The following is a 13489-nucleotide window of genomic DNA, read 5'->3' as shown; positions in this document are numbered from 1 at the left end:
AATAGCTACAATCTGCTGGGTTGAAGCAGTCTAAACACAGGCCATGGTCCAGAAGTATCAACAACGAGCATCGCAAAGATGGCTCTCAAAACCGGCGCAAAGTCGACGCGACGGACCATAACAAAAAGGGAATGGGGAACTGCCGGGGGAACTTAATAGGAGGCTCTCAAGGGCTTGCATGAACATCGTTCTGCAAGCCCTTGAGGAATATGGTACCCAAGGCCGGACTCGAACCGGCACGCTGTCACCAGCGGGGGATTTTGAATTACATCGATTTCTTTATGGTTCAATAACTTGGCGATTTTAGCTCACACGGACATTACAAGAACGAATAAGGGGTGTGTGAGTGGCAATTTGCGACCTGCCAAACTCCACTTTTTCGCATTTTGCCCAGACGCGCAGTAGGGTCTCACTGGCCCAATACGTCGGTGGCCAATCGCCGATGAATGGCGATTCCCAGCCCGAAGCAGACATTTCCTACTAGTGCAGCGTGCAAGGCCTGAGGCCAGAAACGCACCGTTGATTGTCGCGGCAACTGTTACTGGAAGGGGGTTGACAGCAGCGTCTCGCTATACCAGCTTCCTGCTAGGCGTTATGGCGCGCCAGCAGATCTGCTTTGCGTAGTTGAGACAGCCATTTTCGTTGAATTCCCATCCGAGCCCTGCGTGTTCCGTGGAGTCTTTGCAGATCAAGCCCATAATTGACGCGCTATATGGAGCTGAGATGGACAAGACTTACGACTATTCCTTCGCTGGAGGCCTGATTTTCCCGACAAGCACTCCAGTTGAAACTTTTACCCGACAACTAAAGCGCGTGGCAAAAATGGAGATAAAGGCGCGAAAAAATGCCGGTTCTAGCCTCGTTCCAATTTACAACCTTTTTCTCGAAGAGGCTGCTCGCGCCGCGGGGTTCTCGTCTTGGGGCTTTATGCTCAGTGCACTCTTAAAGAAGAACGACAGAGTTTTTGCCGACGACGAGAAGAAAATTGTACGTTCCATGCTACCAATGCTGGAATTCGCCTCGCCGCAACTGGCGTACTATTTGGCGATCAATTGGTGTAAGGAAGTGTATATCTACTCCGTTGACTTCGATTCCATGCACCCGCCTCAGAAGTCGGGCCAAAGCCCACTCACACCTGGTTTGATAAACTACCTGAAGACGATGTTCACGTCTGAGATCGCGCAGAAAACATGCGCAAAGCTTGAGAAAGAGCGTCATTGGATCGAAGAGGAATTGATACTTCCTGGGATTAATGGCTGACATGATCTTAGGCGGCTCACTGCAGGGCTTCTGAAGTTCCGCTCCGATGCAGCACCTAAGTTGGTGCTGCGTCAATTTGCACGGCGAGCTCCATTCGCCCGCGCCAAGCAAAGTTTTTGCGCTATTCAGCCCAAAGCAGACTTGCCCATCCACAACGAAGACCGAAACCGGACTTTCGCTGCCAGCGCGAAGTTTCAGAAGAACCCGAGAAGATGCGTACGTTCGACACTACAAATTCATGTCACTGTGGATGACGACAGCGAAGAGCCTCTAACTACTAGATAAAGCCGGGAAAAATTATGGCCAACAGCATGTTACGCACGAGCAGACGATCTGAAGGGGGCAGCGGCTGATGCTGCGGGATCACAGTTTAAGTTCCGAAACGGTCTTCCTTTCACAGTTGCGCTGTATCTTCTAACTGGTTGAAAAGCCGAAATACCTTGACTACTATGGAGAGAAATTGGGAGTGACTTATTTTGACTTTTTCTGCATTTGAGCTCAACGATTGGCAACAATTCGATAGTATAAAAATGGATTTGAGTGCCCCTGTTACAATTATCACCGGCACCAACGGATCCGGTAAAACTACATTGGTTTCGTTGCTCAGTTCCCAATTTGGGGCTAGATTCGTTAGCCACGCAACACCAATGGTTTCCGATGATGGAGAGGTCAGTTATACATCCGGATTTTGGGGGCACGTTGGCGGTTTTCTTTCACGCCTATTTGACAAACCTGATCCCAATATCGTTGGAACCATCAAATTTGAAGATGGAAATGAAACTAAGCTGAAAACCCCTAACAATGTTAGTGCGCAGTATATAATGGAATATTTACCGCGCAGGCCTGTGCCAGGAATATTCTTACCTTCACACAGGCCTTCCTTTTTGTATCAAAAAGTCTCCAATATAAATACGGGCAACAAAAAATCACGCAATGAGGCATATCATGAGTTTAACAATAAGGTCTCCCAGCCCGCTCAAACAGGTGGCTATATTGGTCTTGAAATAAAAACTACATTGTTGAAGTGGCTTATAGATGGTTCTGGGGTAAAACAAGGAGATCATTGGGCGCGGCCAAGGCATGCAGAATCCGAGAATAACTACATCGGCTTCATGAACCTTCTGCGAAATTTTTTGCCTCCCACAGTCGGGTTTGACCGATTTGAGTTTAAAGACGACGAGCTAGTTTTTGTTTGTAAGGATGGACGGGATCAATTCTTGCTTGAGACGGCAAGTGGGGGAGTCACAACATTGATTTCCCTCGCATGGCTGCTGTATAATTTCAGCCAAGACAATCCTAGCTTTACTTTAATAGTGGATGAGATAGAGCACCATCTGCATCCATCTTTACAACGTGAAATTCTCGGAATGATTCATCGATCTTTTCCTAAAGTCAAAATCATCGTGACCACCCACAGTCCTTTGGTGGTGAACTCCGTTGAAAACGCTAAGGTCTACGCTCTTAGGCCGAACGAACGCGATAGGATTGAGGTATTGGAGTTGCCGCTGAAGGACAAGCTGGCAACGGCAAACCGCATTCTTGATGATGTGTTGGGCGTTGGCGCGCCCTATCCGATATGGGCGGAACGTAAAATCGACAGCATTCTCTCTCGATACCTGGAACAACCGTTTAACCAAGACGTTGCACAAAAACTTCAGATAGAACTTGAAAACGAAGGAGTTGGCGAACTGATGCACGCCGCTCTTGGAAAGTGGCTTGATGCACAAAATCAATAGACCTGCGTGTCCCCATCCAGCGGCGCTTGAAGCAAAAAATTACAAACATCCAACGAACAAAGCCGTGCTACAAGAAGCCTCTCATGGCAAGTGTATGTATTGCGAGACAAATATCGGTGCGACGTATCCCGGGGACGTAGAACACATCAAACCCAAAGGAATAGCGAAATATAAACATTTGGAATTTGCCTGGTCAAACTTGGGTTTTGTTTGCTGGCGCTGTAACAACAACAAATCCGACCTATACGATGACAGCTTTCCTTTTATCGACCCATATATTGACGAGCCGACTGAACATTTTGATGCATTGTGTCAAGTGCTCTTTCCAAAGTTGGGAGATCAACGAGCTGAAACCACTATTGAAGTCATCAAGCTCAATAGGGATGACCTAGTAACCGCACGGATGGATGCAATCTACCATATCAAGTCAGCCGCAGAATCGGCTATGGCGGCAACTTCCCCATTATTGCGGAAAGCTCGTCTGGAAACGTTGAAAAAACTCTGCGAGCCAAATGCGCAGTACAGTTTTGTTTGTAGGCCAGTCGTTGAACGATACTTGGAACAGTTAGCGGAGTGAGGGTTCTTGCATCCTAAGCGCTGAAGTGAACTTCCCTAGTGGTTTCCATAAAAATTCTTTTCATAACTAGATTTAGGAAGCGCGAGCTTCAGATCAAGTCGAGAGATGAGCTCGGTTCTACGCAAACTGCACTAGGGTGTGCTTTGCAAGACAGAAGGTCGGCTTTGGGCATTTGCTTAACTTTGCAAAGCACGCAATCTGCGCTGTACCGACATCCGCCGCTGGTCCGACCAAAGCTAGACCCCCGCCCTCTGTCCAGTCGGCCTCATCGGCGAGAACGGCCCAGAGCTGCCTTTCACCCCCAAGCTGGTCACTGCGGCGCGGCATCACCAAAGCGACCGTTCATGCGCTATGTAGCATCGGCACGGTCGTAATTGGCAGGTCAGCGGACGAAGCAAGCACCCGGCGCTCTCCGTAGTCGTCCAGTATCTGCATGTTGAAATGACCTTTTAGATTGTAAAGCCATTATCTCCAATGCGAAAGTGCACTCAACCCGGCGAGGTGGTTCAGCTTGAGGATCGGAGAATTATGTCTGATAGAGTGGCGAAGTTTTCAGATGAGCTGAACGAGTTGATCGCCGAGGGTGAGCTGCTTTGCCTATCATTGGAGTATGTCTATCATCCGAACGAGGTCCATGACGCTTACCTCAAGAGTTTTGATGGAGATGAGCCGAGACTCGATAAATTTCTGGATTCTCTCCCTTCTTTTCTGTCTTCCTATCAAAGTTGGTACTCAAAGGCTCAAGCGGTTGTAAAACAGGTCCTCCCCGACCGGCTGGACGACTTTAACTCGCACTTTGAGTACCCAAGGGTTCGAAAGGCAATCACTTATGACAACTATATGATCAAGGATTGCCTGCAGGACTTACGAGTGACTAAGGCGACAGGCGCCGTGGTCAATGGCGCAGCAGCAATTCCAGAATTTCGACAACAATTATATATAGCAAAGGCTGCACGAGACGCTTTAAAATCGAAATTAGTAGATCTGACGGCTGTCTTACAGGCAGACTTGTTTGATAGCGAGGTCGAGGCCGCCGCCAGCTTGGGCAAGGCTGGGCATCTACGCGCAGCTGGAGCAGTTTGCGGCGTTGTTATCGAGAAGCATCTTCATCATGTGTGTGATGTGCACAGCATCACGATACGCAAGAAGAACCCTGGAATCTCAGACCTCAACGAACTTCTGAAAGGCGCTGCGATTATCGCAGTGCCGCAATGGCGGTTTATTCAATACCTTGGCGACATTCGAAACGTCTGCGACCATGCCAAAGGCCGAGAGCCGACCAAAGAAGAGATCGAAGACTTGGTTGTCGGCACAGCGAAGGTTCTGAAAACGATTTACTGATTTTCGAGGATGAATTCAGGATAGGTTCTCTGACTGTATGTTGGCAATAGCCTTGCAGCGTGACCTTTCGCTGACACGGATCAAGCAACCCTCAGCCAAGGCACTCGGACAGACATCTCGCTAACCGAGATGTGGGTAGCGTGATCAAGAGGACGCAGCTGCGGCGTGTATCGTCGGCCAGGCATCAGAAAGTAGGCACTGAACTTGGGCGCTCGGTCGACGCTTCCACGCAGCCTCGGCCCAGAGCTGCCGTCCGGCGGTTGCTGCCAATGCTGCCTTTGCAGCCCCCATTGCCGCCATTCGTCGCAAGTGCAACACTGGGAGCCAAGCAATGAGGGAAAGTCGGGATCTTGCCAGTTTACTTTTTAGCCAATGGAGAAGAGCAATTAAGTCCGATCAAGATTGGGCGGACAAATTCCATCCAACGCAGGATGTCCGAGCTACAAACCGGTAACCCCGTTCAACTCAGGTTACTTGGATACATTGAAGCTTCGGAAGATGCTGCGCTTGAAGCCCGGTTACATCGAGAATTTCACCAGAAGCGCCGGTCTGGAGAATGGTTTGACATTGAAGCCGAGGAAGTCATCCCCTTTCTGTTAAAGGCGGGCGCTGCAGCATACGTTCCACCTGAAGATGCCGTCTTTGAATTCGAGAGCTACGACCGCTCTGGCGTTCCATGCTTTGCGAGGGGAGCCGCATGGTTGGACCTAGAGGTCGAGGAGCTTTGTCCTTCTTGTGGTTGCTTTGGTGGAATCCACTACCAGGGTGGACCCGCCGGAGAAATCTGTCTTGGATGCGGTTATATGCCCTTGCACCACGAGATTTGAGTAAAGCCCTTCCCGGCTCGAAGTTGCCGTTGACTCTCCGAGAGGAATACTGTAGGTGCGAACAGCTCGTTGAAGTCGTCTGGTTATAAAATAGTTCTACCAGTCCAAGTGTGCTCGATTCTACTAAGAACATTCACATTTTACTGACCTCTCTTGTCTAACGTAATCTCCGTGTGCATATTTTGTGGACACAAGGGAACCGAAGCAGTGACTTACAATCCACGAAAAGCGGCGCAAACAATTGCATATTTTGCCCTTCAGTCGGGTGGATCAGCTGTGTCGGTCTTGAAGGCAGTGAAGTTAGTTTATCTCGCTGATCGTGAAAGCGTGAAGCGCAGGGGGCACCCGATTCAAGATGAAGCTCGGGTATCCATGCCGCATGGTCCGGTAAACTCTATCACCTATGACTACCTTAGTGGCGCATATGATCCCGAGGGCGTGGGATGGGCTGATTTTCTCAAGGACCGCGAAGACCACAACGTGGGCTTAGCCAACACCAACATATCTGTTGATGACCTTGACGAACTCAGCCAAACGGAACTGGCTATCCTTGCGGACATCTGGACCCAGTTTGGCAACATGAATAAGTGGGCTTTGCGTGACTGGACACATGTGGTCGAGAACGTGCCGGAATGGAAAGATCCTAAAGGATCATCCCGCAAAATCAGTCTGCAAGAGATCATGAAGGCAGTGGGTGTCGACGAAGCTGAAAAACGCGCTCGTGAATATCAGAGCCTTCAGAATGCCCAAGACATTCTGGCGTCGCTTTAGAGTTGGTTTATCGGAGAGGAACCCTGCTGGTCCCCTCTGGGCCAGACAAACATCTGTTCATTGTGTGCAATGACACGTGTCCGCACGGTCTGAACCTGCTTGTAAATATCAGTTCATTCTATGATGGCTGCGATCAGACATGTCTATTGGACGATGGTGATCATCCGTTTGTGAAGCACTTATCTTATGTCTTTTACGCCCAAGCCAAGATCAGCAAAGCGGACCAAATTCAGCGCGGATTTGTTACTAATGTCTTAATTCCACAGCCTGACATGGCTATTGAAGTGTTTAACCGCGTTGAGGCTGGCATCACGGTTTCTCCAGACACTCCTAGAAACGTTCTGAAGTATTTCCGTCAACTGTGAACGTTGCGCCATTTTATGCGTGTGCCCTTCTATTTCGGCCTCCACCGAATTGCGCAACGGCAGTGAATGCCGCTTGCCGCGCTACCTGTAGGTGACCCAGGGTTCCGCAGTGCGATCCTGGCCGAGTGTCCGCTTCCGTGATCTGGCAAGGTGACGTTCGCGCGTGTGGCGAACTTCCGGAATCCGCCCGTTTCACCTTCTTGCTGACGGGACTGCTCCTAGCCCACTTTCGACCTGGCGGGACCACTACGCCCCGCCAGCCAATGCCCCCCTTATCAGATCAGCCCGATACGCGGTTCAAAGTTGGATATGATCAGCTCGGCCGCATCCGTCGCACCACCTGCAGCGACGGTATATTTCAACCGCACCTCTTCAAATTCGAACCCGGCGAACAGCTCGCGGATCTCGGGGCAGTCGTTGATTGACAGGATGAACTTGCCACGGATCCCGGCCAGTTGCTCCGCCATCGCCTGGAAAGCGCTGCGCTCAAACAGGCCTTTGCCATAGTCGCTTTCACCACCCCAATAGGGCGGGTCGAGGTAGAACAGCGTCTTGCTGCCATCATAGCGGCGGATCAGATCTGACCAGTCTAGGTTTTCAAAAATGACGCTTTCCAGCCGTTCATGGGCGGCCTCGAGGATTGGTTCCAGGCGGGACAGGCTGAACCTGGACGGACGGTCGGTGGCAACGCCAAAGACACCACCGAGCTTGCCGCCAAAGGCCTGGCGCTGCAGATACAAAAACCGGGCCGCGCGCTGCAGGTCGGTCAGGGTGGCGGGATCGGTTTTGCGCAGCCGCTCAAACTCCCGGCGCGAGGCGATCTGATAGCGCATGACCTCCATCAGCTGCGGCAAATGCTGCTGCAGGATGCGGAACAGATTGGTGATTTCACCATTGAAGTCATTGGCAACCTCGCATTGCGGCTTCCAGCTGCGGCGCAGAAAAACACCCCCCATGCCGACAAAGGGTTCGGCATAGGTGGCATGGTCGACGGCCTCGATGCGCGCGATGATACGGGCACTCAGGGCCTTTTTGCCCCCAAGCCAGGGGGCGACGGGCGCGGCAGGGCGCACCTTTGTCATTGTTGTCATTGCTGATTCCAGAATATGGGGTGCCCACTCTCGCGAGAGTCGGGCGACATTTTCTGATTTGTGATGTCGGGGCAGCCGCTTTGAACGGATGGCTGCGTGGGAACGGGTGTTTGCGCACCCGATCCCCCCGCTAGGGCGCGGAGGGATCAGTCTTCAAAATTGGGCAGGGCCAGGATCTCAGCTACGGTGGCCAGCTTGCCATTGGCACAGCGCCTGCCCCGCGCCTCGGCAATCAGGGCATCTGAGAACTGACCCTCAGATAGCGGCAGCGGGCCGGTGTATCCGGCGCAGGGCTGCAGCAGATCGGTCGGCACTCTGGGCGGTGGTATGACCAGTTCACTGGCTGGTTGAGAACAAGCGCCGAGCAGTAGCGGCAAGCAAAGGGGATAAAGGCGCATCGCGGCCCTCCATCTGTTGCAGATCATTAGAAAGCGCCACCCAGGCGCGGGCCTCATCGGCGGCGCGATCCAGGTGGGCGCGGTGGATGCGGGCGGTCTCGGCGGCTTGCTGCAGGCTGGACTGTGCCGTTGCCAGATCCACCTGCGTGGCGGCCAGCTCGGCGCGCAACCTGGTGCGGTCCTGGAAGGCCGCGCCAATGGTCCAGACCACCCCAGCCAGTACCGCCACCAGGGCAATTCCGGGCAGATTGCGCAGCACCCAACCCCATATCCGAACCGGGATCATGCCGCCTCTTTCAGCGCCTGATGGCACATTGCGCGCTCGGCGCCGCGCCGGTTGCTCAGCCCTGGTATGATCCGCCCGCCTGCCCTGTTCCAGCGCGGCAGCTCATTGCAGGCGCCGATCAGATCCCCGGCATTGACGCGGCGCACCAGGGTAGATTTGCAGGCGGCCCCTGCCCCGACGTTGTAGGTCCAGCTGACCAGGGCGATCTTCATGCCGACCGGCACCGGATGCTTCAGGCAGCGATCCAGCGCCACCTCATAGGCGACGATCTCACGCGCCAGCATGGCATCGCACTCGGCCTTGCTGTAGCTGTCGCCGCGCTGCACCCCCTTGGTTTCGCCATAACAGACGGTCCAGACACCCACGACATCGCGGTAGGCTTGCGTCCGCAGCCCCTCCCACTGACCGATGAAGCCAATGGCCGTGCTCATGGCGATGCCGCTGCCCGCGATCAGCCCAACCGTGCGCCGACGCACCGCACCAGACTGATCGCGCCGGAAGGCAGCGAGGCTGGACAAGCCGTTCTGGAGCACCAGCCGCGCCGGGATCGCCAGCGCCTGGCATGTGGCCGAGGCCATGGCAAAATACAGCGGATCCCAGCCCAGCATGCCGGGTTGAACCAGGGCCAGGAAGTATCCGCCCAGCAGAACCAGGCTCGCCAAAATGAGCCAGACAGACCAGGACTTGCCAAGCGTGGCGCGCCAGTTTGAGATCAGTTTCATGATGTTTGCTCCAATGCAAAAGACCCCGCCAGAGGCAGGGCTGGGTTCAGGTTTTGGGTTTTGTGGTAGTTTTACGGCTTGGCGCGCAGCAGCCATTTGGTCAGCAGCACCTCAGCGCCGCGCGGGCCGATATAGGCCGCCAGCGCCACAATGCCGGTGGTCACGGTTGGACCGGCACCCATATAGCTGGCAATGGCCTCTCCAATGATGGCCATGCCAATGGCCACCGGGATTTCCCAGAGCAGCTCCGGGCCAAAGAAACGGCGCTGGCCTTTGCGCACCTCGCCGGAATGCCACATCAAGCGGCCTATACTGGCCCCAACCAGCGTGGTGGCAGCACCCCCCAACAGGTTCGACATCCAGTCGATCAACCCCGGCTCAGGCATCAGCCCGCCCCCAGAGTGTTCAACGCCGCATCAAGCGCCGCCAGGGCGACCTGCACCTGCGCAGGCGTTGTCGCCCCCTCAATTGCCGCGCGGGTTTTGCGGCGCAGTCCAGCCAGCTGTGCGGCAATGTCGGCGTAACTCTCGGCCATCGTGACAATCGCTGCTGCCAGATCCGCAACCGCCTCGCCAGTAATGGCCGCCTCGGCCTGCAGCATGGCCAGCTGATCGGCGCTGGCCGCATCCGCCAGACAGGCCCGCGCCGCCAGGGCCTTGGTGGCCCAGCTGTCGCGTTCCGCCTGGGGCACCTGGCCGGTGATTTCCGATGCCGCCGCTGTGAGCTGCTGCAGCGCCCGCGCCAGGCCGTCAGCCTTGGCCTGCGACAGGCCCTCGGCAGCGTGGGTTTCTGCCGTGGTGATCGTGAGCAAGAATGTCATGGGCCTATGCCTCCGGCGTGGCAGGTTTGCGAATGATGGGATCGGGCACGGCCCCGGCAGCGACAATCAGAACCGGCGCGACGGTGGGCTGGTGCGCCTCGGCTGTGGCTGCGTCATAGCGCCAGCGCAGCGACAGGCTCAGCACCCCGCCACTGCGTCTGATGCGCCCCAAGAAAGGATGATCGCCACTCGGTTCAGCAAAGCCGCCCTCGGGCACGGCGGAGAGATCATAATCCACCCCATCGACGGTGATCGTATCGCCCGCGACGCGGGCTGTAGTTTCAGGCTGGCCAGGTTGGCCGGGAAGACCAGGTTGGCCGGGAAGACTGGGCAGACCGGCGCTGCAGATAAAGGTGATATGCATGGGAGCGCTCCTTTAGAACCAGCGGCCAGTGGCTGTCATGTGAAGTAAAACGGTATCGGAGGCACCAAAGCCCGTGGCGCCGATCTGGTTGCGCAGGCCCAGGTGGCCCACAGAGGCAGTTGCAACATCCACGAAGACCTGCCCAAGCTCATTTCTTGTGGGCGTCAGGTTTGCAGTCGCGCTGTCGTTATCGACACTCCCCTCCAAAACCAGCCCAGTGACGGTGCTAAAGGCGGCGGGGAATGTCCAAATCCCAAACATAAGATCCGGCACCGAATAACTCAGCTGGGCCAGATGGGTGCAGATCTGGGTGCCATCGGGGAAGCGCACATAGGCGCCATTGGCATTGCTGCCCCTTATGACCCCGGCGCCGCTGTCCAGATAGCTGCGCCAGTCTTCCATGAAGCCGACAAAATCATCGGTGGCCCATTTGAACAGAGCAAACATCTTGGCGTCAAAATCTGCCTCTGGCGCAGAGCGTGACGGAATAGCCGGCAAAGCCGGGGCAATGGGTGCTGCCATGGTTGCGCACTCCTATTTGATGGTTTTGAGAACAAGGGTGAAGATTGAATCCCCAGCCGCATCCAGCGACTGCGTGTGGTCATCGACAAAGCCAAGGCCCTCGATGCCGTAGTTTGGCGCGTATTCGCTGGAGCCATAAAAGGCGGTCACCAGACCATCCACCTCAGCCACCAGATCCATCACTCGCGGCGCCTGCACCGTCGGCACCCGCAAAGGCACCGTCACCTTGCGGGTGGAGCCGCGCTTGATCAGCAGCTCATCGCCAAACTGATCAAACTCCTTGCGGCTGTGGCTGACATGGCCGACCTCGGCGCCATCCATGATACGGCCCAGAATATGGTTGCGGCCCAGCACGATATGGCCAACCTCGGCCACCGCACCCGGTGCGGAGATGGTGATATCGATCTGATGACCGATATAGCCGGGAAAGCCGTTCAACACCTTCTGGCGCGCATAAAAAATGCCGCCAAAGAAATAGGTGTACATGCTGACCACATGGCCGGTGTCTGCCAGCACAAAGGTCTGATCATAAATCAGGGTGCCGCCGTCGCGCACCGCGATCTGCACCGCCCCCGCCGTGAGGCCAAACAGCGAGATCGCATCGCAGTCCCGTGTTGGCACAATGGAATAGGTGATCTCATCGGCGCGGCTGGCCGTGTTTGAGCGGCGATTGTCAAAGGCCGACCAGCGCCGGGTGGCAAGCCGCAGATCCAGCCACCAGCTGCCAGCATCCGAGACCGGGTCATGACCCAGATTGCCGGGCTGCACGCTCTCATAGATGCGGTGGGTCACCAGCGATATCACCCGATCCCCCAGGGCATAGGTGACGCCCGCATCCCAGACCGGATGATCATCCTCGGCAATATTGGAGCCCACCAGCTCAACATCCGTGACCGGCATCGGCGCAATAATATTGAAGTCCATCACGCCACCTCTTTGGGCAAGCCCGCATCGTTCCAGTTTTCCACCACACGGGCGATTGTCTTGATCAGCAGTTCCACCTTCTGGCCCTGCACCCCGGCCTGGCGCGCCAGGTTATCAACGCTCTCCACCACCCGGCGATTGTCCAGCATGGCCCTGGAATCGGAATGGCTGATCACCCGGCTGGATCCGGTATTCTCCAGCTCCCAGCCGCGCTCCCCAACCACACGCCAGCCCCCGGCATGCACACCGCCAGCGGCAAACTGCGGCACCCCGCCCAGATCGCGGATCTGTTCGCGCAAGCGCGCCAGTCTGGATTTCTTCTCGGTTGTCGAGGCATTCACCCGCCGCATCACCTCGCCATAGGAGGCCGATCCCAGCTGGTCCTGCAGCGCCGCCTTGAAGGCCGCAAGATTGGCTGCGGTGCCGCCATAATAGTCAAAGGAGGAGGTCAGATAGCCATTTGGCCCCAGGCCAACGCTTTGATCCTGCCCCACCAGAGAGATGCCGTATTGGCGGCGCAGCGCCTCGAAGGTGGCCAGGGTGCCCTCTGACTGGCTCTTCTGTTGTCCGGCGATCTCAACCCCTTCGGTCTGCAACCCAACAAGTTTGAGCTGGCCTTTGCGATGATCCACATCTTCCTGCACCGCATCCCGCAGCGCGCTCAACATGGCTTGCAAAGCGCTTAAGGGGGCCGTCAGCCCGCTGGTCGAGGCCACCAGATCGCTGAACACGCTGTCAGCGGTCAGGGTGACGCCACCATCAAAGGTGAGATTGCCGCCATTGCTGCCGATCAGATCCTGCAGCGCGGTCAGCCGGCCAATGGCGGCATTGCCCTCCTCGGTCAGGGCAACATTCACCTGGCGCGACAGCGTGGCGGCCTGTGTCAGCAACAGGGCACGCGTCTCCCCATCCAGATCCTGCACCAGCTTCAGCCGCATATCGCGCCGGATCTCTGCATCCGTGCTCAGCGCCAGTCGCCGGGTCTCGACATCAAGATCCTGCCCCAACATCAGATCCAGCGTTGCCACATGTTCCGACAGGGCATTGGTGGCAATCCAGCGATCCGCCGCTGTCAGATCATCGCGGCGAATGACAAAATCCAGCGTTGTCTGGATCCCCGTCCCGGCGTTCTCCACCAGGTGGCGCAGCCAGAACGGCGCAGTGTCATCCAGCGCCACCGCCACATCAAGACGCCCCACCAGATCATCATAGGAGAAGGCCTCCGCATCCTTGATCGCATCCTCCAGCGCCCCCAATGACGACTGGAACGCCTCCACCGTGCCATCCCAATCCGCATGCAGCGCCTGCACCCCGTCGCTCAGCTCGCCAACCTGATCACTGGTCAGGCCTTTGAGCTGCAGGAAGGTGCCCAGATCGGTCAGCACCTCGATCTGCTGTTTATACAGCGCTTCCAGCACCTCCTCATTGCCGCTTTCCAGCTCAGAGACCCCGGCGACAAAGTTCAGCTTGCCCTGCACCAGGGCG

At 55.8% G+C, this 13489-nt stretch carries 16 protein-coding genes and 1 tRNA gene; 7 read left to right on the top strand and 10 right to left on the bottom strand.

Annotated elements, in window-relative coordinates:
• Positions 1 to 210: 210 nt before the first annotated feature.
• Positions 211 to 300 (bottom strand) — tRNA-Leu (locus ARCT_RS27975).
• 423 nt (positions 301 to 723) lie between these two features.
• Between ARCT_RS27975 and ARCT_RS0111915 the strand changes: the two genes are divergently transcribed.
• The 7 genes from ARCT_RS0111915 (at position 724) to ARCT_RS27970 (ending at position 6877) form a co-directional block, all read left to right on the top strand.
• On the top strand, positions 724 to 1260 hold the full coding sequence (locus tag ARCT_RS0111915) for a hypothetical protein (protein WP_027240283.1): 537 nt from the start codon (positions 724 to 726) through the stop codon (positions 1258 to 1260).
• A 476-nt stretch (positions 1261 to 1736) separates the two neighbouring features.
• On the top strand, positions 1737 to 2996 hold the full coding sequence (locus ARCT_RS0111910; protein ID WP_036784808.1) for an AAA family ATPase: 1260 nt from the start codon (positions 1737 to 1739) through the stop codon (positions 2994 to 2996).
• Positions 2980 to 3573, top strand: coding sequence for an HNH endonuclease (locus ARCT_RS0111905; protein WP_027240281.1), 594 nt, complete (start codon positions 2980 to 2982; stop codon positions 3571 to 3573). Before ARCT_RS0111910 ends, ARCT_RS0111905 begins: the two co-directional genes overlap by 17 nt.
• Before the next feature lie 528 nt (positions 3574 to 4101).
• A complete protein-coding gene (locus ARCT_RS0111895; protein ID WP_027240279.1) occupies positions 4102 to 4914 on the top strand; it encodes a hypothetical protein in 813 nt (270 codons plus the stop codon).
• Positions 4915 to 5264: 350 nt separating this feature from the next.
• A complete protein-coding gene (locus ARCT_RS25955) occupies positions 5265 to 5741 on the top strand; it encodes a GIY-YIG nuclease family protein (protein ID WP_051360705.1) in 477 nt (158 codons plus the stop codon).
• A gap of 207 nt (positions 5742 to 5948) precedes the next feature.
• The gene (locus tag ARCT_RS0111885) at positions 5949 to 6512 is read left to right on the top strand and encodes a Panacea domain-containing protein (RefSeq protein WP_027240278.1); all 564 of its coding nucleotides are present in this window, start codon (positions 5949 to 5951) and stop codon (positions 6510 to 6512) included.
• Between the two features lie 146 nt (positions 6513 to 6658).
• Positions 6659 to 6877 (top strand): hypothetical protein, encoded by a 219-nt coding sequence (locus ARCT_RS27970; RefSeq protein ID WP_154665347.1) that lies wholly within the window; start codon positions 6659 to 6661, stop codon positions 6875 to 6877.
• 275 nt (positions 6878 to 7152) lie between these two features.
• On the opposite strand, the gene ARCT_RS0111880 is transcribed toward ARCT_RS27970, so the two are convergent.
• The 9 genes from ARCT_RS0111880 to ARCT_RS27080 all read right to left on the bottom strand — a co-directional run bounded on the left by ARCT_RS0111880 (position 7153) and on the right by ARCT_RS27080 (position 12004).
• The gene (locus tag ARCT_RS0111880) at positions 7153 to 7959 is read right to left on the bottom strand and encodes a DNA adenine methylase (RefSeq protein WP_027240277.1); all 807 of its coding nucleotides are present in this window, start codon (positions 7957 to 7959) and stop codon (positions 7153 to 7155) included.
• Between the two features lie 155 nt (positions 7960 to 8114).
• On the bottom strand, positions 8115 to 8282 hold the full coding sequence (locus tag ARCT_RS27965) for a hypothetical protein (RefSeq protein ID WP_154665346.1): 168 nt from the start codon (positions 8280 to 8282) through the stop codon (positions 8115 to 8117).
• Between the two features lie 22 nt (positions 8283 to 8304).
• Positions 8305 to 8652 carry a hypothetical protein gene (locus tag ARCT_RS0111870; protein WP_027240276.1) on the bottom strand — a complete coding sequence of 116 codons (348 nt, stop codon included), beginning with the start codon at positions 8650 to 8652 and terminating at the stop codon, positions 8305 to 8307.
• On the bottom strand, positions 8649 to 9374 hold the full coding sequence (locus ARCT_RS0111865; protein WP_027240275.1) for a lysozyme: 726 nt from the start codon (positions 9372 to 9374) through the stop codon (positions 8649 to 8651). The genes ARCT_RS0111870 and ARCT_RS0111865 overlap by 4 nt, the downstream gene beginning before the upstream one ends.
• A gap of 71 nt (positions 9375 to 9445) precedes the next feature.
• Positions 9446 to 9760: a phage holin family protein gene (locus tag ARCT_RS0111860; RefSeq protein WP_027240274.1), complete on the bottom strand. Its 315-nt coding sequence runs from the start codon at positions 9758 to 9760 to the stop codon at positions 9446 to 9448.
• On the bottom strand, positions 9760 to 10194 hold the full coding sequence (locus tag ARCT_RS0111855; protein ID WP_027240273.1) for a hypothetical protein: 435 nt from the start codon (positions 10192 to 10194) through the stop codon (positions 9760 to 9762). Before ARCT_RS0111855 ends, ARCT_RS0111860 begins: the two co-directional genes overlap by 1 nt.
• A gap of 4 nt (positions 10195 to 10198) precedes the next feature.
• On the bottom strand, positions 10199 to 10558 hold the full coding sequence (locus tag ARCT_RS27090) for a hypothetical protein (RefSeq protein WP_051360703.1): 360 nt from the start codon (positions 10556 to 10558) through the stop codon (positions 10199 to 10201).
• A 12-nt stretch (positions 10559 to 10570) separates the two neighbouring features.
• A complete protein-coding gene (locus ARCT_RS28375; protein WP_027240272.1) occupies positions 10571 to 11080 on the bottom strand; it encodes a hypothetical protein in 510 nt (169 codons plus the stop codon).
• A 12-nt stretch (positions 11081 to 11092) separates the two neighbouring features.
• Positions 11093 to 12004 carry a hypothetical protein gene (locus tag ARCT_RS27080; protein WP_027240271.1) on the bottom strand — a complete coding sequence of 304 codons (912 nt, stop codon included), beginning with the start codon at positions 12002 to 12004 and terminating at the stop codon, positions 11093 to 11095.
• Positions 12005 to 13489: the final 1485 nt, after the last annotated feature.

The organism is Pseudophaeobacter arcticus DSM 23566 (genome assembly GCF_000473205.1).
Taxonomy (GTDB): domain Bacteria; phylum Pseudomonadota; class Alphaproteobacteria; order Rhodobacterales; family Rhodobacteraceae; genus Pseudophaeobacter; species Pseudophaeobacter arcticus.
This window is presented reverse-complemented; position numbering and strand designations above follow the sequence as displayed.

Excerpts from the sequence above, each read along its gene's own strand:
- ARCT_RS0111880 (WP_027240277.1), bottom strand. The coding sequence starts at position 7,959 with ATGACAAAGGTGCGCCCTGCCGCGCCCGTCGCCCCCTGGCTTGGGGGC.
- ARCT_RS0111915 (WP_027240283.1), top strand. The coding sequence starts at position 724 with ATGGACAAGACTTACGACTATTCCTTCGCTGGAGGCCTGATTTTCCCG.
- ARCT_RS0111895 (WP_027240279.1), top strand. The coding sequence starts at position 4,102 with ATGTCTGATAGAGTGGCGAAGTTTTCAGATGAGCTGAACGAGTTGATC.
- ARCT_RS27080 (WP_027240271.1), bottom strand. The coding sequence starts at position 12,004 with ATGGACTTCAATATTATTGCGCCGATGCCGGTCACGGATGTTGAGCTG.
- ARCT_RS28375 (WP_027240272.1), bottom strand. The coding sequence starts at position 11,080 with ATGGCAGCACCCATTGCCCCGGCTTTGCCGGCTATTCCGTCACGCTCT.
- ARCT_RS0111865 (WP_027240275.1), bottom strand. The coding sequence starts at position 9,374 with ATGAAACTGATCTCAAACTGGCGCGCCACGCTTGGCAAGTCCTGGTCT.
- ARCT_RS0111855 (WP_027240273.1), bottom strand. The coding sequence starts at position 10,194 with ATGACATTCTTGCTCACGATCACCACGGCAGAAACCCACGCTGCCGAG.
- ARCT_RS0111905 (WP_027240281.1), top strand. The coding sequence starts at position 2,980 with ATGCACAAAATCAATAGACCTGCGTGTCCCCATCCAGCGGCGCTTGAA.
- ARCT_RS27090 (WP_051360703.1), bottom strand. The coding sequence starts at position 10,558 with ATGCATATCACCTTTATCTGCAGCGCCGGTCTGCCCAGTCTTCCCGGC.
- ARCT_RS0111870 (WP_027240276.1), bottom strand. The coding sequence starts at position 8,652 with ATGATCCCGGTTCGGATATGGGGTTGGGTGCTGCGCAATCTGCCCGGA.
- ARCT_RS0111860 (WP_027240274.1), bottom strand. The coding sequence starts at position 9,760 with ATGCCTGAGCCGGGGTTGATCGACTGGATGTCGAACCTGTTGGGGGGT.